This is a genomic window from Buttiauxella gaviniae (genome assembly GCF_040786275.1).
In the GTDB taxonomy this organism is placed as follows: domain Bacteria; phylum Pseudomonadota; class Gammaproteobacteria; order Enterobacterales; family Enterobacteriaceae; genus Buttiauxella; species Buttiauxella gaviniae_A.
The window spans coordinates 1,839,897-1,861,664 of record NZ_JBFMVT010000002.1 but is presented as its reverse complement, the minus strand read 5'-3'; the positions used below and the strand labels follow the sequence as shown (position 1 = coordinate 1,861,664).

At 51.8% G+C, this 21,768-nt stretch carries 22 protein-coding genes; 12 read left to right on the top strand and 10 right to left on the bottom strand.

Annotated elements, in window-relative coordinates; all coding sequences use genetic code 11:
- Positions 1-28: 28 nt before the first annotated feature.
- A complete protein-coding gene (gene yieH / locus AB1E22_RS09300; RefSeq protein WP_367595078.1) occupies positions 29-694 on the bottom strand; it encodes a 6-phosphogluconate phosphatase in 666 nt (221 codons plus the stop codon).
- A 181-nt stretch (positions 695-875) separates the two neighbouring features.
- On the opposite strand from yieH, the gene AB1E22_RS09295 reads away from it, so the two are divergent.
- Positions 876-2,213 carry an NCS2 family permease gene (locus AB1E22_RS09295; protein WP_367595077.1) on the top strand — a complete coding sequence of 446 codons (1,338 nt, stop codon included), beginning with the start codon at positions 876-878 and terminating at the stop codon, positions 2,211-2,213.
- An 83-nt stretch (positions 2,214-2,296) separates the two neighbouring features.
- On the opposite strand, the gene AB1E22_RS09290 is transcribed toward AB1E22_RS09295, so the two are convergent.
- The gene (locus tag AB1E22_RS09290; protein ID WP_367595076.1) at positions 2,297-2,629 is read right to left on the bottom strand and encodes a RamA family antibiotic efflux transcriptional regulator; all 333 of its coding nucleotides are present in this window, start codon (positions 2,627-2,629) and stop codon (positions 2,297-2,299) included.
- A gap of 21 nt (positions 2,630-2,650) precedes the next feature.
- Entirely contained in the window at positions 2,651-3,766 is a 1,116-nt protein-coding gene (locus tag AB1E22_RS09285) for an MBL fold metallo-hydrolase (RefSeq protein WP_367595075.1), read from the bottom strand.
- A 188-nt stretch (positions 3,767-3,954) separates the two neighbouring features.
- Between AB1E22_RS09285 and AB1E22_RS09280 the strand changes: the two genes are divergently transcribed.
- Positions 3,955-4,527, top strand: coding sequence for a TetR/AcrR family transcriptional regulator (locus AB1E22_RS09280; protein ID WP_367595074.1), 573 nt, complete (start codon positions 3,955-3,957; stop codon positions 4,525-4,527).
- On the opposite strand, the gene AB1E22_RS09275 is transcribed toward AB1E22_RS09280, so the two are convergent.
- From AB1E22_RS09275 to rpmH, 7 genes are all read right to left on the bottom strand, one after another.
- Positions 4,524-5,090 (bottom strand): NADPH-dependent FMN reductase, encoded by a 567-nt coding sequence (locus AB1E22_RS09275; protein WP_367595073.1) that lies wholly within the window; start codon positions 5,088-5,090, stop codon positions 4,524-4,526. The genes AB1E22_RS09280 and AB1E22_RS09275 overlap by 4 nt on opposite strands.
- 34 nt (positions 5,091-5,124) lie before the next feature.
- A complete protein-coding gene (locus AB1E22_RS09270) occupies positions 5,125-5,853 on the bottom strand; it encodes a 4'-phosphopantetheinyl transferase family protein (protein ID WP_367595072.1) in 729 nt (242 codons plus the stop codon).
- Between the two features lie 282 nt (positions 5,854-6,135).
- The gene (gene mnmE, locus AB1E22_RS09265; protein WP_367595071.1) at positions 6,136-7,500 is read right to left on the bottom strand and encodes a tRNA uridine-5-carboxymethylaminomethyl(34) synthesis GTPase MnmE; all 1,365 of its coding nucleotides are present in this window, start codon (positions 7,498-7,500) and stop codon (positions 6,136-6,138) included.
- A 107-nt stretch (positions 7,501-7,607) separates the two neighbouring features.
- Positions 7,608-9,254, bottom strand: coding sequence for a membrane protein insertase YidC (yidC, locus tag AB1E22_RS09260; RefSeq protein WP_367595070.1), 1,647 nt, complete (start codon positions 9,252-9,254; stop codon positions 7,608-7,610).
- A 2-nt stretch (positions 9,255-9,256) separates the two neighbouring features.
- Entirely contained in the window at positions 9,257-9,514 is a 258-nt protein-coding gene (gene yidD / locus AB1E22_RS09255) for a membrane protein insertion efficiency factor YidD (protein WP_367595069.1), read from the bottom strand.
- On the bottom strand, positions 9,478-9,837 hold the full coding sequence (rnpA, locus tag AB1E22_RS09250; protein ID WP_367595068.1) for a ribonuclease P protein component: 360 nt from the start codon (positions 9,835-9,837) through the stop codon (positions 9,478-9,480). Before rnpA ends, yidD begins: the two co-directional genes overlap by 37 nt.
- A gap of 17 nt (positions 9,838-9,854) precedes the next feature.
- Positions 9,855-9,995 (bottom strand): 50S ribosomal protein L34, encoded by a 141-nt coding sequence (gene rpmH / locus AB1E22_RS09245; protein WP_003849659.1) that lies wholly within the window; start codon positions 9,993-9,995, stop codon positions 9,855-9,857.
- 627 nt (positions 9,996-10,622) lie between these two features.
- Between rpmH and dnaA the strand changes: the two genes are divergently transcribed.
- The 10 genes from dnaA (at position 10,623) to dgoD (ending at position 21,649) form a co-directional block, all read left to right on the top strand.
- Positions 10,623-12,008: a chromosomal replication initiator protein DnaA gene (gene dnaA, locus AB1E22_RS09240; protein WP_367595067.1), complete on the top strand. Its 1,386-nt coding sequence runs from the start codon at positions 10,623-10,625 to the stop codon at positions 12,006-12,008.
- Between the two features lie 4 nt (positions 12,009-12,012).
- The gene (dnaN, locus tag AB1E22_RS09235; RefSeq protein ID WP_064514826.1) at positions 12,013-13,113 is read left to right on the top strand and encodes a DNA polymerase III subunit beta; all 1,101 of its coding nucleotides are present in this window, start codon (positions 12,013-12,015) and stop codon (positions 13,111-13,113) included.
- Complete coding sequence (gene recF, locus AB1E22_RS09230) at positions 13,114-14,187, top strand: DNA replication/repair protein RecF (RefSeq protein ID WP_367595066.1); 1,074 nt, start codon at positions 13,114-13,116, stop codon at positions 14,185-14,187.
- Positions 14,188-14,215: 28 nt separating this feature from the next.
- A complete protein-coding gene (gene gyrB / locus AB1E22_RS09225) occupies positions 14,216-16,630 on the top strand; it encodes a DNA topoisomerase (ATP-hydrolyzing) subunit B (RefSeq protein ID WP_367595065.1) in 2,415 nt (804 codons plus the stop codon).
- Between the two features lie 126 nt (positions 16,631-16,756).
- Entirely contained in the window at positions 16,757-17,146 is a 390-nt protein-coding gene (locus tag AB1E22_RS09220) for a YidB family protein (protein ID WP_367595064.1), read from the top strand.
- 148 nt (positions 17,147-17,294) lie between these two features.
- Positions 17,295-18,107 carry a sugar-phosphatase gene (yidA, locus tag AB1E22_RS09215; RefSeq protein ID WP_367595063.1) on the top strand — a complete coding sequence of 271 codons (813 nt, stop codon included), beginning with the start codon at positions 17,295-17,297 and terminating at the stop codon, positions 18,105-18,107.
- Positions 18,108-18,335: 228 nt separating this feature from the next.
- The gene (gene dgoR / locus AB1E22_RS09210; RefSeq protein WP_367595062.1) at positions 18,336-19,019 is read left to right on the top strand and encodes a D-galactonate utilization transcriptional regulator DgoR; all 684 of its coding nucleotides are present in this window, start codon (positions 18,336-18,338) and stop codon (positions 19,017-19,019) included.
- Positions 19,016-19,900, top strand: a complete 885-nt coding sequence (locus tag AB1E22_RS09205; RefSeq protein WP_367595061.1) for a 2-dehydro-3-deoxygalactonokinase — start codon at positions 19,016-19,018, stop codon at positions 19,898-19,900. The genes dgoR and AB1E22_RS09205 overlap by 4 nt, the downstream gene beginning before the upstream one ends.
- A complete protein-coding gene (locus AB1E22_RS09200; protein ID WP_367595060.1) occupies positions 19,884-20,504 on the top strand; it encodes a 2-dehydro-3-deoxy-6-phosphogalactonate aldolase in 621 nt (206 codons plus the stop codon). The genes AB1E22_RS09205 and AB1E22_RS09200 overlap by 17 nt, the downstream gene beginning before the upstream one ends.
- The gene (gene dgoD / locus AB1E22_RS09195) at positions 20,501-21,649 is read left to right on the top strand and encodes a galactonate dehydratase (RefSeq protein ID WP_367595059.1); all 1,149 of its coding nucleotides are present in this window, start codon (positions 20,501-20,503) and stop codon (positions 21,647-21,649) included. The genes AB1E22_RS09200 and dgoD overlap by 4 nt, the downstream gene beginning before the upstream one ends.
- Positions 21,650-21,768: the final 119 nt, after the last annotated feature.

Here is a 21,768-nt window from a genome sequence, read left to right as displayed (position 1 = left end):
GATAAGCTTGCGCCATCCGCCATTTTCGTTAAACAGTAATATCCCAGCCGCGCGCACGCCACAGTTCCGGCAAGTCCGCTAAGTCAGTAAACGTCGTCACTTTCGGGTGATCAATCGGCTTGTTATGCGGGTCGGCGCAAAAATAGAAAACTTCCATTCCTGCGGCGATACCGGATTGCGCACCGGCCATCGAGTCATCCACCAGCACGCAGTTCTTCACATCCACGCGCATGGCATCTGCGGCATGAAACATGATCGCCGGGTCCGGTTTCCAGGTCTGAATATCGTAGCCGCTAAACAGTTTGTCCGGGAAATGGTTGAGCATGCCGGTTTTTCCCAGCGAGTGCTGCATTTTGCTTACCGGGCCGTTGGAAACGATACACATCGGCACCTTGATTTGCGCAATGAGCGCTGCTGCACCCTCTATTTCCACCAGTTCGCTTTCGAACAAGCGGGAAACCTCTGCGCGATAAACAGGTTCCAGCTCCTCTTTTGGCAGGCTCACTCCGTGTTGGGTATTGATGGTGTCGATAATCTCGTAGAGCTTTATACCCTTAAAGGTCTTATGAACCTCCTCAAGCGCAAGTTCAATGCCGTATTGCGCAAACATATGTACGTAGGCTTTGGAGCAAATCACCTCACTATCAACCAGCGTGCCATCGCAGTCGAAGAACACCGCATCTATCCGGGACATACCGCTTCCTTATTTAAGAGTGAATGACCATCTTATCCAATTTGCGCAATTTTTGCGGCACGCAATCGTTGCCGTATAAGAAAATTCAATGAAAAAAAATCTGCGTTGTTCATCATGTTTTGTAATTTTTGGTATAGGATAGCGACGGATTTTCCCTCTCAATGTTCGGAATTAAGACTAAATGAGCCAACCACAATCTACTCCGGTCGCGAATCCGGGGCTGCTCGAGCGCGTGTTTAAACTGCGCGAACACGGCACCACGGCACGCACAGAAGTGATCGCAGGTCTTACGACCTTCCTGACGATGGTGTATATCGTCTTCGTCAACCCGCAGATCCTTGGCGCCGCGGGTATGGATACCCAGGCCGTTTTTGTCACCACCTGTTTGATTGCCGCATTAGGTAGCATCCTGATGGGTATTTTCGCTAACTTGCCAGTTGCGTTGGCTCCGGCAATGGGCCTGAACGCATTCTTCGCCTTTGTGGTTGTTGGGGCGATGGGCATTTCATGGCAAGTCGGTATGGGCGCCATTTTCTGGGGTGCCATGGGCCTGCTGCTGCTGACCATTTTCCGCGTGCGCTACTGGATGATTGCCAATATCCCGATGAGCCTGCGCGTGGGTATTACCAGCGGTATCGGTCTGTTCATCGGTATGATGGGCCTGAAAAACGCCGGGATTATCGTCGCCAATAAAGACACTCTGGTGAGCATCGGTAACCTGACATCGCACAGCGTGCTGTTGGGCGCCCTGGGCTTCTTCATCATCGCTATTCTGGCTTCACGTAATATTCATGCGGCTGTGCTGGTGTCCATTGTGGTGACCACGCTGCTCGGCTGGATGATGGGCGATGTGCAATACCACGGTATTGTTTCCGCGCCACCAAGCGTGCTTTCCGTTGTGGGCCAGGTTGATTTAGCCGGTTCGCTGAACATCGGGCTGGCAGGCGTTATCTTCTCCTTTATGCTGGTTAACCTGTTTGACTCATCCGGCACGCTGATTGGGGTGACAGATAAAGCGGGTCTGGCCGACGAAAAAGGTAAATTCCCACGCATGAAGCAGGCGCTGTACGTGGATAGCGTCTCTTCCGTTGCGGGTGCATTTATCGGCACTTCATCGGTTACCGCGTATATCGAAAGTTCTTCAGGCGTCTCTGTAGGTGGGCGTACAGGCCTGACTGCGGTTATCGTGGGTCTGCTGTTCCTGCTGGTTATCTTCCTGTCACCGCTGGCGGGCATGGTGCCGGCATATGCAGCCGCAGGCGCACTGATTTACGTTGGCGTGTTGATGACATCCAGCCTTTCGCGTGTGAAGTGGGACGACCTTACTGAAGCGGTTCCTGCGTTCATTACTGCGGTGATGATGCCATTTAGCTTCTCCATCACCGAAGGTATCGCGCTTGGCTTTATCTCTTATTGCGTGATGAAGTTGGGTACCGGCCGCTGGCGTGAAATCAGCCCATGCGTGATTGTTGTGGCGCTGCTGTTCGTGCTTAAAATCGTGTTTATCGACGCACACTAACAGGTTTTACAGGGTGGATTAGCGTAAGCGACATCCACCCTAATTTATGCCTGTTTTGTCGGATGTCGCTGCGCTAATCCGACCTACGTGTGATTCTCCCGGCGATACCTGCCCGGCGGCTGATGAAACGTTCGCGTAAAGATCCGCGTAAACGTCTGCTGCGAATCAAATCCATACTTCAGGCTAATATCGTAAACCTTGTTATCGGTATCGCGCAGATCGCGTGCCGCCAGCAGCAGTTTTCGGTCGCGAATATACTTCCCCAGACTCTCGCCTTTGTACTGCATAAACAATCGCTGTAAATGCCACTTCGAATAACCCGCATGATCGGCAATATCATCAATGCGTAATGGTTGATGCAAATTATCGTCAATCCACTGAACAATCGTGTCGATAACCTGAGCGGAAATTGTCATTTAGCCCCCTGCGCGTTTCGCTTACATGGCACTGGTGGATTCCCACCAGGCGCTAAATTGCTGCGTGCTGTCATTTACCCAAACAGGCTCGCCCTGTTTTGGCGTTAACAGACGAAAGTTTTTCCCTTCGCTGGCCTGCGCCAGGCTTTTGTACGGCGCATCCCAGGTATGTTTTGCCAGAACAAAGCGACCCGCATGGCCCGGTAATATGGCGCGAGCATTAAGCTCAACGGCTGCCCGAGCTGTCTCATTCGGCATCATATGAATATTGCTCCAGTCCTCGTCGTACTGGCCGTTTTCCATAATGGCTACGTCCACCGAACCAAACTGTTCGCCAATCGCTTTGAAATGAGGCCCGTAGCCGGTGTCGCCGCTGTAATAGATTTTCTGGCTATCCGTTACGAACATAAAACTCGCCCATAACGTCTGATTGCTTTTCAGGCTGCGGCCTGAAAAATGGCGTGCAGGTAAAACGTGAACGGTCAGCTCGTTCGATATTTTTACCGCCTGATTCCAGTCCTTTTCATGAATGATGTCGCTATTTATGCCCCAGTAGCGCAGGTGGGAACCAACCCCAAGCGGTGTGATCACCTGGCGAATTTTGGGTTTCAGCGCTTTTATGGTGGCGTAATCCAGATGATCGTAATGGTCGTGGGAAATAATTAGCAGATCGATCTCAGGCATCGATTCCGCTTTCCATGGGTAATCCCCTGGAAAGGCTTTATTCAGAAACGAAAAGGGGGCGGCGTAATTACTGAATACCGGATCAATCAGAATGCGTTTTCCGGCGAGCTGGATATACCACGAGGAGTGGCCGAGCCATACCATTGTGTCCTGCCCCAGGGGCAAACTAGCCAGATCGGTTTTGACCAACGGCAATGGCTGCTGCGGGCGTGCATTTTCAGTGCGTGTGGTTAAAAACCCCCACCAGGCCGCCAGTTTACTTTTCTGCCCGGTATAGCCAAGCGTGGGAACCTGGTTGCGGAACAGCCCATCAACATAGTTTGGCGAGCGTTCGACTAAACTTAGACCTTCCCCTTGCGGAGCCTGACCAAACCCGGCATTCAGGACGAAAGGTAAACTGGCTGCTGCTGCAATCAACATAATTATTACCGTGCATAAGGAGAGACGTTTCATATCCTGGCCCGCATAGTCGTTCCATCCACTGGCCCGATGCTGATAAACTTGATAATGAGTGAGTAAGCACTCATTATAGATGGGAAGTGACCAGCGTCAAGATGCTTTTCAAAGGCTGACAATCAGCGTTGCAGTGTCCTGGTTCACGTGATTCAATTCGGGTTTTAGGATGGAAGAGGTAAAGCGTTGTGGCTCGTCCGAAGAGTGAAGATAAAAAATTAGCGTTACTGGAAGCGGCGACCATCGCCATTGCCCTGGCCGGGATCGTTGCGTCTACGGCGCAGATTGCTCGTGCTGCGGGTGTCGCTGAAGGGACTCTGTTTCGCTATTTTGCCACCAAGGATGAATTGCTCAACGACCTTTATCTATTTTTAAAACAAGACCTTTGCCAGGCGATGCTGGCTAATATCGACCGAACCCTGAACGATCCCAAAGAATATACGCGTTATATCTGGAACAGTTACATCGACTGGGCTATCAGCAATCCGCAGGCGCATCGCGCGATCCGCCAATTGTCCGTGAGCGACAAGATTGGCGAAGCGACGAAAGAGAAAGTGGCTGAGTTATTCCCGGAACTGCACGAGATCTGTTCGCAGTCGATATTAAAGGCTTTTCAGTCAGGCCCATACCGTGCATTTAGTGACGCGATTTTTTCTTCACTGGCAGAAACAACGATGGAGTTCGCCAGCCGCGAACCTGAACGTGCTGGCGATTTTAAGGCGTTAGGTTTTGAAACTATGTGGCGTGCATTAGCAAATTAGCTTTTAACGCGCTGAATATAGTCACCAAACGCGGTCAGTTGACCGGTCAGATGGTCGAGCGTACTTTGATCCACCACTTCGCCCGTCTGCGTATCCACTTTGTTCTGAATCACGCCGCCCATAAATTCAGGCTTATTCATCACCATTGCGTCGAGGAAGACCAAAATCTGGCGCAGGTGGTACTGACAGCGTGCCCCGCCAATCGCTCCCATCGAACTGGTTTGAATCAATACCGGTTTACCCGCCAGCGGCTGCTCTGGTAATCGAGACAACCAGTCGATGGCGTTCTTTAAGCCGCCAGGTACCGAGTAGTTATATTCCGGTGTGACAATCACTACGCCATCAGCGGCACGAATTTGCTGCGCAATAGCCTCAACGGAGGACGGGAAACCCTCTTCTTGCTGCATATCGGCGTCGTACAGGGGAATGTCTTTAATCGACGGTAACGCCTTGATGCTCAGGCCAGCCGGTGCGATTTTTGGCAAAGTGCGGGCAACCATAGCGTTGAATGAGCCATGGCGAAGGCTACCTAATAACGTGACTATCTTTAACGTGTCGGACATGAATACCTCTTTTTGTCAGGACGTTCAGGAAAGATCAGTGTGGGGATAACGCTTTTTCGGACGACATACTGGTTAAGCGAATGATGCTGCTGTTGGGATCGCGATAGCGAGATTTTACATCCCATAGACTATGCCAGTTTTGTGGGCTTTCAAACTCCCACAAATTAAGTTTTTCAATGCCAGGTGACACCACACATCCCCATATCAACAACCCTTCAACATCGCTGATTGCTTCAATTTCTGATTGATCGCTAACGCGAATACGGCCCGCCCCTGGCAGAAGCTGTAAGCTTTCTTCGCAACCCGTCAATTTAAACGCGCTTTGATGCAGCGTGCGCAGTTGAGCTTTGGATTCACCTGGGTTTTTTTGATTGTTGATCCAGATGGATTCATTGCTGCGAAACGCTGACCCTGAAGCGATAGAAGGAAGGTTGCCGAAAGATTGGTTAATCTCGATATCCAGCCCGCAGCGGCCTTCGGTTGTGACCAGCACGCCGACTTTATTTCCAGCATACGCGATACTGAAATCCATCAGAGAAGGGTCGGCAAAGTGCGGTCGTCCAGCTGCGGTGGTGATAATCGTGGGCAGTTGTTGAATGCCGTACAACATGTGCAGTAACTCAGCCAGCAGACTGCGCGAGGCTAAAAATCGTAAACGGCGATGCTCTGGCATTTGCCGGGCGTGAGCGTGACACTCGTCATTTAGCCGGCTCGAAAAGGGGTATTTTGGGGTGATCGTCCATCTTGCGAAATGCGTTGCCATTTGTCTCTCCTTGATAATGGGCAATGTACACTTTTCTTGATTGTAGGTTTTTTAGCAGCGAAACGCACGGCCAGGTATGTGTAAAAAAACGGCAACTCTTCCGTGAATGATCAACTGTATGAATATTTTGGATTTAATGCTGTGCGGTCTAAGCCATTTTTTGCAATTGATGATTATCTGGCTAAATACATTCGCTTTTTCGGCTAAAAAGGCAAAAAAATCCCGCAACACACATCATGTCACGGGATGGATAAAAAGTGAGCGCACGCTTACTTTTTTAAATCATTTACCGATGCAGAAGCTGGAGAAAATGCGTCCAAGCAAATCATCCGAGGTAAATTCGCCGGTAATCTCACTCAGGCTTTGCTGAGACAGGCGCAGCTCTTCGGCCAGTAATTCTCCGGCCCACGCGCCCAGCAGTTGGGCTTTGCCTTGTTGCAGGTGGTTTGCGGCCTGCTCCAGTGCCTGCAGGTGACGACGACGCGCCAGGAATCCGCCTTCCATGTTGGTTTCAAAACCCATGCTCTGTTTTAGATGATCGCGCAGCACATCTACGCCTTCACCGGTACGCGCAGAAAGGCGCACAAGTGAGTGACCATTTACATCGCTCAGGCCCAGCGTTTCACCAGTAACATCAGCTTTGTTACGCACCACGGTAATCGGCAAACGAGCCGGTAAGCGGGCGATAAAATCAGGCCAAATCTCTGCCGGGTCGGTTGCGTCAGTCGTGGTACCGTCAACCATAAACAGCACGCGGTCAGCTTGTTCGATTTCGTTCCAGGCACGTTCGATACCGATGCGCTCAACTTCGTCACTGGCTTCGCGAAGACCCGCGGTATCGATGATGTGCAGCGGCATCCCATCGATGTGGATATGTTCGCGCAGTACGTCGCGAGTGGTTCCGGCAATATCCGTCACAATCGCCGCTTCGCGCCCGGCAAGGGCATTCAGCAGGCTTGATTTCCCGGCGTTTGGACGCCCGGCAATAACCACTTTCATCCCTTCGCGTAGCAAACTGCCCTGGCGCGCTTCGGCGCGGACAGCGTCCAGATCGCCAATCACCTGGTTAAGCTGGGCTTCAATTTTGCCATCAGAGAGAAAATCGATTTCTTCATCCGGAAAATCAATCGCCGCTTCCACATAAATACGCAGATGGGTCAGGGCTTCAACAAGATGGTTTACACGGGCGGAGAACGCGCCCTGCAAAGAATTTAACGCTGAACGAGCGGCTTGTTCTGAGCTGGCGTCAATCAGGTCGGCAATCGCCTCGGCCTGCGCCAAATCCAGCTTGTCGTTCAGGAATGCACGCTCGGAGAACTCGCCAGGTCGTGCGATACGTACGCCTGGAAGTGCCAGGATGCGCTTTAGCAGCAAATCGAGGATAACCGGGCCACCATGGCCCTGCAGTTCCAGCACGTCTTCACCGGTGAAGGAATTAGGACCGGGGAACCACAGCGCGATACCTTGATCCAGAACGCTGCCGTCTGCATCGCGGAATGGCAGGTAATCGGCGTAGCGTGGCTTGGGAAGTTTACCCAGAATCGCTTGTGCGATTTCACGTGCCTGAAGGCCTGAGACGCGCAGGATACCAACCCCACCACGTCCCGGCGGTGTCGCCTGGGCAACGATTGTCTCGTTATGGCTCATTACTGTCCCTTCGGGATTGCTGGTGGATGGCGCTTTGCTTATCCACTCTACGAAAAAAAGAAGGCGGTCAATTGACCGCCTTCCGTGTGCTTATGCTTAAATCGCTATCAGGTCTTTTTCTTGTCGCGGCTGTGTAAGCCACGTTTCTCAAGACCGCGATAAATCAGCTGCTGCTGGATGATGGTCACGGTGTTACTGACGATATAGTACAGTACCAGGCCTGACGGGAACCACAGGAAGAACACCGTAAAGATGACCGGCATAAAGGTCATGATCTTCTGCTGCATCGGGTCGGTCACAGTGGTCGGCGACATCTTCTGAATGAAGAACATCGTCAGACCCATCAGGATCGGCAGGATGTAGTACGGGTCTTGTGCAGACAAGTCATGAATCCACAGTGCGAACGGCGCATGGCGCAGCTCCACGGAACCCATCAGCATGTAGTACAGCGCCAGGAAGATTGGCATCTGGATAACCAGCGGGAGGCAACCACCCAGCGGGTTAACTTTCTCTGCTTTATACAGCGCCATCATTTCCTGACTCATGCGCTGTTTGTCGTCACCAATACGCTCACGCATGGCCGCCAGTTTCGGCTGCAACATACGCATTTTCGCCATGGAGGTGTACTGCGCTTTAGTCAGCGGGTACATGATGCCACGAACGATAAAGGTGATAACGATAATGGAGAAGCCCCAGTTACCGATAAAGCTGTGCAGGAATTTCAACAGCTTGAACAGCGGCTGAGAAATAAACCACAACCAACCATAATCCACAGTCAGGTCAAGGTGTGGCGCAACGGCTGCCATTTTGTCCTGAATTTCCGGGCCAACCCACAGGGTGCTACCCAGTTGAGCTGTTTGGCCTGGCTGAACCAGTTGTGGAGCGGATTTATAACCAATCGCGGCCACATCGTTGTTCAGTTTGGTGGTATAGAAGTTGTTGGTACCCTGATTACGCGGAACCCAGGCTGTTGCGAAATACTGCTGCAACATCGCTACCCAACCATTGCTGGCGTTAACGTTCAGGTTCTCACCGTCAGCGATTTTATCGAATTTATATTTTTCGTATTTCGCATCAGGCGTTGAGTACGCAGCACCGCGGAAGGTATGCAACGCAAAGTTGTTGCTTCCGGTATCGCGGTGAGACGGCAAATTGATGGACTGCTTCAACTGACCAAAAGTAGCCAGCTCCAGCGGTTTCTCACCGGCGTTCTTCACGTTGTAATCCACACTTACCGCGAACTCGCCGCGTTTCAGAGTGAAAGATTTAGTGAAGGTGTTGCCCGCCGCATCGGTATAAGTCATTGGAATAACGATTTCGTTCTGGCCGTCTGCCAGTACGAAGCTTTCGCTATCAACGTTATACAGAGGACGCTCACCGTTAGCCGGGTTGTCCGGGCCATCGCGACCGGTCAGGCCACTTTGCGCCTGGTAGACAAATTGTGGCGTCGTTTCCAGTAACTGGAATGGCTCATTAGATTTGAGCTCTTTCGGGTAGGTCAGCAACTGTGCCTGCTCCACATCACCACCACGGGTGTTGATGGAAAGCTCAAGGACGTCAGTTTTAACCGTGATGATTTTCCCCTGGCCACTGGTCGGCACACCCTGGCTTGCGGCGTTACCTGCTGCGGTGGTCGTAGTCTGCGTGGTCTGTTGCACCTGAGGTTGCGGAGCGTGGTCCTGCTCCCAGGCTTGCCAGATCATGAAAGACACGAACAACAAAGCGATGAGAAAAAGATTGCGTTGCGAATCCATCGTTAGTGTTCTCTGGTATCAAAAGGTCCAGGTGGGACGGGATCGTCTCCACCGGGGTTCAAAGGGTGGCATTTTAATACGCGTTTCACCGTCAACCAACTGCCTTTTAGTACCCCAAACCTGCGCAATGCCTCAATTCCGTAGTGAGAACAGGTTGGAGTAAAACGACAATGCGGCCCGAGAAGCGGACTTATCAGGCGCTGATAGACCCTAATCAGGCCTATCAGGAGCCGGGATGCAGGCGACAGTGACGGCGCCATAACTTTTCCAATGCTTCCGATAAAGCCCGGTTATCCAGGTCTGCAACCCCTTTCTTAGCCACTACCACGAAATCCATTGGCGGAAGTTCGTGCTGACGCAAACGGAAACTCTCACGCGTCAGACGTTTAATCCGATTGCGTTCGTGTGCACGTTTAACGTTTTTCTTAGCGACTGTAAGACCGATGCGGGGATGCCCCAGCGAATTAAGGCGGCCGAGGATGGTGATTTGCGGCGTGCCAGCCCGTTGAGGTTGCTGGAAGACGAAAGTGAAATGAGTGGGAGTTAACAAGCGTAACTCCCTGGGAAATGCGAGCTTAACCACTCAGGGGTTAGCTTTTATTACTTAGAAACGGTCAGACGAGAACGGCCTTTAGCACGACGACGTGCCAGTACCTGACGACCATTTTTAGTTGCCATACGAGCACGGAAGCCGTGAGAACGGTTGCGCTTCAGTACAGACGGTTGAAAAGTGCGTTTCATGGCGATTTCTACCTAAACTTGGATAAATTTCACTGGGTTAGCGCGAAGCCTTGCATAAACTGCAAACGACTTACGCCTCAGTGTGGCTGATTAAAGAGGCCGGATTGTAATAATTGTACACTCCGGAGTCAATTCTCTTTCCTTAATTCCCGTGCCTTAATTCGCTTTTTGACCCCAAAAACGACCAGGATCTGACCAAAATAAAGCCGTGGTGACACGCGACGGGTGGGGAATTATACGGCGTCCCCATTAAAGCGCAAGGATCGTCAGGGATCTTCCTTAGATCAGATGAGTCGATTTTGTGCACTAGTCAGTAATTTTTCCAATATAGGAAGGTAAAGCGCTGCGCGTCTGACAGGATCGTTTACACTTACACTCCACAAAATAGCCCTGTGGATAAATCGGGAAGAAACTGTGAGAAACAGAAGATCTCTGGCGCACTTTAGGCTATGATCCGCGGTCCCGATCGTGATCCTTTAGCGTTCACCCTGGGGTAAACCGCAGATAGCGGTTCGCACGCTTCCCGTACCGGGGTTCCGATGAGGAAGAGTCGGCGTGTGTCAACAATCATGAATATAAACTTTCAGTCTTCGTCATTTTATCGACTTTGTTCGAGTGGAGTCCGCCGTGTCACTTTCGCTTTGGCAGCAGTGTCTTGCCCGATTGCAGGATGAGTTACCAGCCACAGAATTTAGTATGTGGATACGCCCCCTACAGGCGGAACTTAGCGATAACACGCTGGCCTTGTATGCGCCAAACCGTTTTGTTCTCGACTGGGTGAGAGACAAATACCTCAATAACATCAATGGCCTGCTCAATGATTTTTGTGGTAATGATGCACCCGCTCTGCGTTTTGAAGTGGGCAGCAAACCGGTCAGCCAGGTCCTGAGCCAGCAGACTGTTGCTACTACTGCCCCTGCGCACATTGCACGCCCTACAACTCATCATCGCCCAAGCTGGGATAACCTTCCGGCTCCGGCTGAACAGCTATACCGCTCTAACGTCAACGTAAAGCATACGTTCGATAACTTCGTTGAGGGTAAGTCTAACCAACTGGCTCGCGCGGCGGCGCGTCAGGTGGCGGATAACCCAGGCGGCGCGTATAACCCTTTATTCCTTTATGGCGGCACGGGACTGGGTAAAACTCACCTGTTGCATGCCGTTGGCAACGGCATTATTGCGCGCAAACCGAATGCGAAAGTGGTGTATATGCACTCCGAACGCTTCGTGCAGGACATGGTAAAAGCGCTGCAAAATAACGCCATTGAAGAGTTCAAACGTTACTACCGTTCTGTTGATGCGCTGCTCATAGATGACATTCAATTCTTTGCTAACAAAGAGCGCTCACAGGAAGAATTCTTCCACACCTTCAACGCCCTGCTTGAAGGCAACCAACAGATCATTCTGACTTCGGATCGTTATCCAAAAGAGATCAACGGTGTTGAAGATCGTCTGAAATCTCGCTTCGGTTGGGGTTTAACCGTTGCTATAGAACCGCCAGAATTAGAAACGCGCGTAGCGATCCTGATGAAAAAAGCAGACGAGAACGACATTCGTCTGCCGGGTGAAGTCGCCTTCTTTATTGCTAAGCGTTTACGTTCCAACGTGCGTGAGCTTGAAGGGGCACTGAACCGTGTCATCGCCAACGCCAACTTTACTGGCCGGGCGATTACCATCGACTTCGTGCGTGAAGCGCTGCGCGATCTGCTGGCGCTGCAAGAGAAACTCGTCACCATCGACAATATTCAGAAGACGGTGGCAGAGTATTATAAAATCAAGATTGCTGACCTGTTGTCCAAGCGTCGTTCCCGCTCGGTTGCCCGCCCACGTCAAATGGCGATGGCTCTGGCGAAGGAACTGACAAACCATAGCTTGCCAGAAATCGGCGACGCCTTTGGTGGCCGCGACCATACTACGGTTCTGCACGCCTGCCGCAAGATTGAGCAGTTGCGTGAAGAAAGCCACGACATCAAAGAAGATTTCTCCAACTTAATCAGAACATTATCTTCGTGACGCTATGAAATTTACCGTTGAACGTGAAACTTTATTAAAACCGCTGCAACAGGTGAGTGGCCCATTAGGTGGCCGTCCGACGTTACCGATTCTCGGCAACCTGCTGTTGCAAGTCGCGGAAGGAACGCTTTCATTAACAGGCACCGACCTGGAAATGGAGATGGTGGCGCGCGTTGCATTGGTGCAGCCGCATGAGCCGGGTGCGACTACGGTGCCTGCGCGTAAATTTTTCGACATCTGTCGTGGTTTGCCGGAAGGCGCGGAAATCGCCGTGACGCTTGAGGGCGACCGCATGCTAGTGCGCTCTGGGCGCAGCCGTTTCTCGCTCTCTACGCTTCCAGCGGCAGATTTCCCGAACCTGGACGACTGGCAGAGTGAAGTAGAATTCACGCTCCCACAGGCGACTATGAAACGCCTGATCGAAGCCACGCAGTTTTCTATGGCGCATCAGGACGTTCGCTACTATCTGAACGGCATGCTGTTTGAAACCGAAGGCGAAGAGCTGCGCACCGTGGCGACCGATGGTCACCGCCTGGCGGTATGTTCCATGCCGGTCGGTCAGTCTTTGCCTAACCATTCGGTGATCGTGCCGCGTAAAGGCGTGATTGAGCTGATGCGTATGCTGGACGGTGGTGATTCACCGCTGCGTATCCAGATTGGCAGCAACAATATTCGTGCGCACGTTGGTGACTTTATCTTCACCTCTAAGCTGGTTGATGGCCGTTTCCCGGATTATCGCCGCGTATTGCCGAAGAATCCGGACAAACATCTCGATGCCAGTTGTGATTTGCTGAAACAGGCGTTTTCACGTGCGGCTATTTTGTCGAACGAGAAGTTCCGCGGTGTTCGTCTGCAAGTCATCGCCAATCAGTTGAAGATCACGGCTAACAACCCGGAACAGGAAGAAGCCGAAGAGATTCTGGACGTTACCTACGACGGCACAGATATGGAAATTGGCTTCAACGTCAGCTACGTGCTGGACGTGTTGAATGCGCTGAAATGCGAGAACGTGCGCATTTTGCTGACCGACTCCGTTTCCAGTGTGCAGATTGAAGATGCAGCGTCTCAGGCTGCGGCCTATGTCGTAATGCCAATGAGACTGTAGATGTCGCTCTCGCGTTTATTGATTAAAGACTTTCGTAATATCGAAAATGCGGATTTGGCTCTCTCTCCGGGGTTTAATTTCCTGGTAGGAGCCAACGGAAGTGGCAAGACCAGCGTGTTAGAGGCGATTTACACCCTCGGGCACGGGCGCGCTTTCCGTAGTCTGAAAATAGAGCGCGTGATTCGTCATGAACAAGCATCCTTTGTCCTGCACGGGCGCATACAGAACGGCGAGCGGGAAACCGCAGTTGGCCTGACCAAAGACCGCGCAGGCGATAGCAAAGTGCGCATTGACGGCAGCGACGGCCACAAAGTGGCTGAACTTGCCCTATTGATGCCCATGCAACTCATCACCCCCGAGGGTTTTACCTTGCTTAACGGTGGCCCTAAATACCGTAGAGCTTTCCTCGATTGGGGATGTTTCCACAACGAACCAGGATTTTTTGTCGCCTGGAGCAATCTCAAGCGCCTGCTCAAGCAACGTAACGCTGCGTTGCGACAGGTAACGCGCTATGCGCAACTGCGGCCATGGGATCAAGAACTTATCCCACTAGCGGAGCAAATTAGCCGCTGGCGTGCCGAGTACAGCGCAGCCATTGCCGATGATATGGCTGATACCTGCGCGCAGTTTCTACCTGAGTTCTCGCTTAACTTCTCTTTCCAGCGCGGCTGGGAAAAAGAGAGTGATTATGGCGAGCTACTGGAACGCAATTTCGAGCGCGATCGAATGCTGACCTACACCGCTCACGGCCCTCACAAAGCGGATTTCAGGATCCGTGCAGACGGTGCGCCGGTAGAAGATACATTGTCGCGCGGGCAGCTTAAATTACTGATGTGCGCCTTACGACTGGCGCAGGGTGAGTTTCTCACCCGACAGAACGGGCGGCGTTGCCTGTATCTGATAGATGATTTTGCCTCTGAACTAGATGATGCACGTCGTGGTCTATTAGCCAGCCGGTTAAAGGCGACGGAATCACAGGTTTTTGTCAGTGCGATAAGCGCAGAACATGTGATGGATATGGCGGACAAAAATTCGAAGATGTTCGCCGTGGATCAGGGTAAAATAACGGATTAACCCAAGAATAATTGAGCGAGAAACGTTGATGTCGAATTCTTATGACTCCTCCAGTATCAAAGTCCTTAAAGGGCTGGATGCGGTACGTAAGCGCCCGGGAATGTATATCGGCGATACGGACGACGGCACCGGTCTGCACCACATGGTATTTGAGGTCGTAGATAACGCTATCGACGAAGCACTTGCCGGTCACTGTAAAGACATCGTTGTCACCATCCATGCGGATAACTCTGTTTCAGTCACCGATGATGGCCGTGGTATTCCTACCGGTATTCACCCGGAAGAAGGGGTGTCTGCTGCCGAAGTTATCATGACCGTGCTTCACGCCGGCGGTAAGTTCGATGACAACTCGTATAAAGTTTCTGGCGGCCTGCACGGCGTAGGGGTTTCGGTTGTTAACGCCCTTTCCCAGAAGCTGGAACTGCTGATTCGCCGCGAAGGTAAAACCCATCAGCAAACTTACATCCACGGTGTGCCGCAGGCGCCTCTGGCTGTAACGGGTGAAACTGACGCGACCGGTACGCAAGTTCGTTTCTGGCCAAGCCACGAAACCTTCACCAACGTGATTGAGTTCGAATATGACATCCTGGCAAAACGCCTGCGTGAACTGTCATTCCTGAACTCCGGTGTCTCTATCCGCCTGATCGACAAGCGTGATGGTCGCCAGGACCACTTCCACTACGAAGGTGGTATCCGCGCGTTTGTTGAGTACCTCAACAAAAACAAAACCCCTATTCACCCAACCGTGTTCTATTTCAGCACTGAAAAAGACGGCATTGGCGTGGAAGTGGCGTTGCAGTGGAACGACGGTTTCCAGGAAAACATCTACTGCTTTACCAACAACATCCCACAGCGCGACGGTGGTACTCATCTGGCCGGTTTCCGCGCCGCGATGACGCGTACTCTGAACGCGTACATGGATAAAGAAGGCTACAGCAAAAAAGCGAAAGTCAGCGCCACCGGTGACGATGCCCGTGAAGGCCTGATTGCTGTGGTTTCTGTAAAAGTTCCCGATCCAAAATTCTCTTCTCAGACCAAAGACAAACTGGTCTCTTCAGAAGTGAAATCCGCGGTTGAGCAGCAGATGAACGAACTGCTGGCTGAATACCTGCTGGAAAACCCGTCTGACGCGAAAATCGTTGTCGGCAAAATCATTGATGCGGCTCGCGCACGTGAAGCTGCCCGTCGCGCACGTGAAATGACCCGTCGTAAAGGCGCGCTGGACTTAGCAGGTTTGCCTGGCAAACTGGCTGATTGCCAGGAACGCGACCCGGCTCACTCCGAACTGTACCTTGTAGAAGGGGACTCTGCGGGCGGCTCTGCAAAACAGGGGCGTAACCGTAAGAACCAGGCGATCCTGCCGCTGAAAGGTAAAATTCTGAACGTTGAGAAAGCGCGCTTTGACAAAATGCTCGCCTCTCAGGAAGTTGCCACGCTGATTACCGCGTTGGGCTGCGGCATTGGCCGTGACGAATACAACCCGGACAAACTGCGTTACCACAGCATCATCATCATGACGGATGCGGACGTCGACGGCTCGCACATTCGTACCCTGCTGCTGACCTTCTTCTATCGTCAGATGCCTGAAATCGTTGAGCGTGGCCATGTGTATATCGCCCAGCCGCCGCTGTACAAAGTGAAGAAAGGCAAGCAAGAGCAGTACATCAAAGATGATGAAGCGATGGATCAATACCAGATCGCAATCGCGCTGGATGGCGCTACGCTTCACACCAATGCCCACGCCCCAGCTCTTGCAGGCGAAGCGCTGGAAAAACTGGTGTCTGAGTTTAAAGCTTGCCAGAAAATGATTGGCCGCATGGAGCGCCGTTACCCGCGCAACCTGCTGAACAATCTGGTTTATCACCCAACGCTTGCTGATGCCGATTTGGTTGACGAAAGCAAAGTGACATCCTGGGTTTCTGCTCTGGTAACAGCGCTTAACGAAAACGAACAGCACGGCAGCACCTGGAACTCCCTGGTTCGTCATAACCGTGAACTGAATCTTTTTGAGCCGGTGATTCGTGTGCGTACCCACGGTGTGGATACTGACTATCCGTTGGAGCAAGAGTTTATCGTTGGCGGTGAATACCGTCGTCTGTGCACGCTGGGCGAGAAACTGCGCGGTCTTATCGAAGAAGATGCATTCATCGAACGTGGCGAGCGCCAACAGCCAGTCGCCAGCTTCGAGCAGGCGCTGGAATGGCTGGGTAAAGAATCCCGTCGTGGCCTCTCTATTCAGCGTTACAAAGGTTTGGGCGAAATGAACCCGGATCAGCTGTGGGAAACCACAATGGATCCGCAAAGCCGTCGTATGCTGCGCGTTACCGTTAAAGACGCGATTGCCGCCGATCAGCTGTTCACCACCCTGATGGGCGATGCGGTTGAACCACGTCGTGCCTTTATAGAAGAAAACGCCCTGAAAGCGGCAAACATCGATATCTAAGTCAGTCCCTGCTGGTGGGCGTCTGCTCACCAGCAATCCTCCTTGCTCTCCCTTATTTTTCCGCGCTAAAACCCCTTTGAGACTACACTTCTAATGCACACTTCGTGATTGCAAGAGGACACGGTCATGGGTTTATTCGATCAAGTTACTGGCATGATGGGGGGTGGCGATGCAGGTAAATTCAAAGTCATCCTTACGTGGATTAATGAACAGGGCGGCATTCAGGCCATTCTTGAACAGTTTCGAGAAAAAGGTTTCTCTGATGTCGTTACCTCGTGGCTGAGCGGCGCGCATAATCAAAGCGTTAGCCCTGAGCAAGTACAAGAGGTGCTGGGCATACCAGCAATCAGCGGACTGGCTGATAAACTCGGAATAGATGTAGGAAGCGCATCACAACTGCTGGCCGAGCAGTTTCCGAAAATAGTCGATACCTTATCGCCAGCAGGTGAAGTTGCTCACGATGAAGATTTGCTGACCAAAGGCTTCCATATGCTGAAGGATAAATTTTTCAGATAGCTAAAAAACGCCACTCACGCTTTTTATTTGCGGTTCCGGGTGGCGTTTTTTTACGGCTAAAACGGACCTTTTTCACGCGAAACGTAGCGCTATTTTTGCGAGCTTAATCGCGTTAGCATGGGATAAACTCACTACCTCAGAAAATCCTATGCCTATAAAACTCATTGCTATTGATATGGACGGCACATTGTTGCTGCCAGACCACACCATTTCTCCAGCCGTTAAAGCTGCCATCGCCAGCGCGCGTGAACGCGGCGTTAACGTTGTTTTGTGTACCGGGCGCCCTTTTGCAGGTGTTGAGAGCTATCTCAGAGAGCTGCATATGGATAAGCCAAACGATTATTGCATCACCTATAACGGTGCGCTGGTGCAGAAGGCAGGTGACGGCAGCACCGTGGCGCAAACCGCACTTAATTACGATGACTATCGTTTCCTGGAACAGCTCTCCCGTGATGTGGGTTCTCACTTCCATGCGCTGGATCGCCACACGCTGTACACCGCGAACCGCGACATCAGCTACTACACCGTTCATGAATCCTTTATCGCCAATATCCCGCTGGTGTTCAGCGAGCCAGAAAACATGGATAAAAATGGCGCATACCTGAAAGTGATGATGATTGATGAGCCTGCGATTCTGGATAAAGCGATCGCTAAAATTCCTGACGATGTGTATGAGCGTTATACCTTGCTGAAAAGCTCACCTTATTTCCTTGAGATACTCGACAAGCGCGTCAACAAAGGCACCGGCGTGAAAGCCCTGGCAGAGTCCCTCGGTATCAAGCAAGAGGAAGTGATGACGCTTGGCGATCAGGAAAATGATATTGCGATGCTGGAATACGCAGGGATCGGTGTTGCTATGGAAAATGCCATCGATAAAGTGAAAGAAGTCAGTAACTTCGTTACTAAATCGAATCTTGAGGATGGTGTGGCGTACGCGATAGAGAAGTTTGTTTTGAACTGAGATGTCTTTGACACGACACAACCCTGACCGATTACGTCAGGGTTTTTTTTGCTTTCATTTTTGTGGGCTGTCTGTTTTGTGATCTGGATTGTAGTACAACATAATATGTTTGTACTACATTGTGCACATGTAGAGGGCTATGTACTTCACATTTGTACTTCAAAGTAGCGGTGTTTTTCAGCGCCCACGGTAAAGTGTGGTTACTACTGAATTTGAACAGGGCAAACCATGACTAAGACCGATCGCATTATCGTGACGCTGGGTAAACAAATTATCGGCGGGAAGTACGCACCGGGTGCGGCACTGCCGTCAGAAGCCGAACTTTGCGAGGAGTTCGAAACCTCACGCAATATTATCCGCGAAGTTTTTCGTTCTTTGATGGCGAAGCGGTTAGTCGAAATGAAACGTTATCGCGGTGCTTTTGTGCAGCCACGCAATCAGTGGAATTACCTTGATACCGACGTGCTGCAGTGGGTGCTGGAAAACGACTATGACCCGCGCCTGATTAGCGCCATGAGCGAAGTGCGAAACCTGGTCGAGCCTGCGATTGCCCGCTGGGCGGCAGAACGCGCCACCTCCAGCGATCTGGCGCGTATCGAAGGCGCACTTAACGACATGGTGGCAAATAATCAGGATCGGGATGCGTTTAATGAAGCGGATATTCGCTACCACGAAGCGGTATTGGAATCCGTACATAACCCGGTTTTACAGCAGTTAAGCATTGCCATCAGTTCACTCCAGCGTGCCGTTTTTGAACGCACCTGGATGGGCGATGAAGCCAACATGCCGCGAACGCTTCAGGAACACAAAATGCTGTTCGATGCCATTCGCCATCAGGATAGCCAGGCTGCGGAAAAAGCCGCGCTGGCAATGATTGCCAGCTCCACCAGACGACTAAAGGAAATCACATGACATCACGCTACATCGCTATTGATTGGGGGTCGACTAACCTCCGCGCCTGGCATTACCAGGACGGAATTTGCATTGATAGTCGCCAGACCACAGCAGGCGTTACGCGCCTGAACGGTAAAACTCCAGAAGCGGTGTTCGATGAAGTCACTCAGGGCTGGCGTGAAAAAAACACGCCGGTTTTGATGGCCGGAATGGTGGGCAGTAACGCGGGCTGGAAAATTGCCCCCTATCTGCCGTGTCCGGCTCGTTTTTCTGATTTAAGCCAACAGCTCACGCCGGTGCTGGATAACGTCTGGATTATCCCTGGCCTGAGCGTGCAAAGTGAAGATAACTGCAACGTGATGCGCGGCGAAGAAACACAGCTTCTTGGCGCGACAACTCTCGGCCCGGCCTCGCTCTACATTATGCCGGGTACACACTGCAAATGGGTTCATGCGGATAACGACACGGTGCAGGATTTCCGCACGGTGATGACCGGTGAACTGCATCATATCTTGCTCAATCACTCCTTAATTGGCGCGGGCCTGCCTGAACAACAAACCAGCCATGACGCATTTCTAGCCGGGTTGAAGCGCGGTATCAACGACGGCGCTTTGTTGCCGCGCCTTTTCGAAATACGCGCGGCCCACGTATTGGGCGAACTACCGCGTAGCGAAGTCAGCGAATTTCTATCCGGATTGTTGATTGGTAACGAAGCGGCGGCGATGACTCGCCACTACGCACCGAGCCGTCAACAACCTATCACCATTGTTGCCAATCCCTCTTTGAGCCAGCGTTATATCCACGCGCTTGAGTTGTTGGGTTACCAGGCGAAAGTGCTGGATGGCGACAATGCATTCCAGGCAGGAATAAGGAGTATTGCAAATGCAGTGGCAAACTAAACTTCCGCTCATCGCGATTTTGCGCGGTATCACCCCAGACGACGTTCGCTCGCACGTTGTGGCGTTGCTGGATGCGGGATTCGACGCGATAGAAATCCCGATGAATTCGCCGAACTGGCAGCAAAGCATTGCAGCGATGGTGGCAGAATTTGGTCATCGCGCGTTGATTGGCGCAGGCACCGTTTTGAAGCCCGATCAGGTTGACGAACTGGCCGCAATGGGCGGCAAACTGGTGGTGACGCCAAATACCCAACCGAGTGTTATTCGCCGTGCAGTCAGCCACGGAATGACGGTGTGCGCAGGCTGTTCCACAGCCTCGGAAGCGTTTAATGCGCTGGATGCGGGCGCACAAACGCTGAAAATCTTCCCTTCATCCTCCTTCGGGCCTGATTACATCAAAGCGCTGAAAGCGGTGCTGCCGCCAGAAGTGCCTGTTTTTGCCGTGGGCGGCGTAACGCCTGAAAACCTGTCTCTCTGGCTGAGCGCAGGCTGTGCCGGTGCGGGTCTTGGCAGCGATTTATATCGAGCGGGTCAGTCCGTTGCCGTCACCGCTGAAAAAGCAAAAGCATTTGTAAAAGCATACGAGGAGGCTGTGCAATCATGAAAATTACAAAATTAACCACTTACCGTTTACCCCCGCGCTGGATGTTCCTGAAAATTGAAACGGATGAAGGTGTGGTGGGCTGGGGCGAACCGGTTATTGAAGGGCGAGCAAAAAGCGTTGAAGCGGCGGTTCATGAATTAGGTGAAATGTTAATCGGGCAAGATCCCGCACGTATTAACGATTTATGGCAAGTAATGTATCGCGGAGGGTTTTATCGCGGCGGCCCAATTTTAATGAGCGCCATTGCCGGTATCGACCAGGCCTTGTGGGATATTAAAGGCAAAGTCTTAAATGCCCCTGTCTGGCAATTATTAGGCGGCCAGGTGCGCGATAAAATTAAAGCGTATAGCTGGGTCGGTGGCGATCGCCCTGCCGATGTTATTGAAGGTATTACCGCGTTGCGGAAAATAGGCTTTGATACCTTTAAATTAAATGGCTGCGAAGAAATGGGCATTATTGATAATTCCCGTAAAATTGATGATGCCGTTAATACCGTGGCGCAAATTCGTGAAGCCTTCGGGAATGAAATTGAATTTGGCCTGGATTTCCACGGTCGCGTGAGCGCGCCAATGGCGAAAGTATTAATTAAAGAGCTGGAGCAATACCGCCCGCTGTTTATTGAAGAGCCGGTTCTGGCTGAGCAAGCTGAATATTATCCGCGCCTGGCGGCGCAAACGCATATTCCTATCGCTGCCGGCGAGCGTATGTTCTCGCGCTTCGAGTTTAAACGCGTGCTGGAAGCCGGTGGCCTGGCTATTCTGCAACCCGATCTTTCCCATGCGGGCGGCATCACCGAATGCTTCAAAATCTCTGGCATGGCGGAAGCGTACGACGTTTCGCTGGCACCGCACTGCCCATTGGGGCCAATCGCGCTTGCCGCGTGTTTGCACATCGACTTTGTTTCCCGCAATGCGGTATTCCAGGAGCAGAGTATGGGCATTCATTACAATAAAGGCGCTGAACTACTCGACTTCGTTAAAAACAAAGAGGACTTCAAAATGGATGGCGGCCACTTTATGCCATTAATGAAGCCAGGCCTTGGCGTTGATATTGATGAAGAGCAGGTTATTGCCAGAAGTAAAAATGTCACCGACTGGCGCAATCCATTGTGGCGGTATCCGGACGGCGCAGTCGCTGAATGGTAAATTCCCTTCATTATTCAAGCCACAGGGGTGTTGGCTGCACTCACTTACCCGAATCACTTACCTTAGTAAGCTCATCGAGATAAGCTCCCTGGCCGCCTTCCTGCGACATGAATAATTTT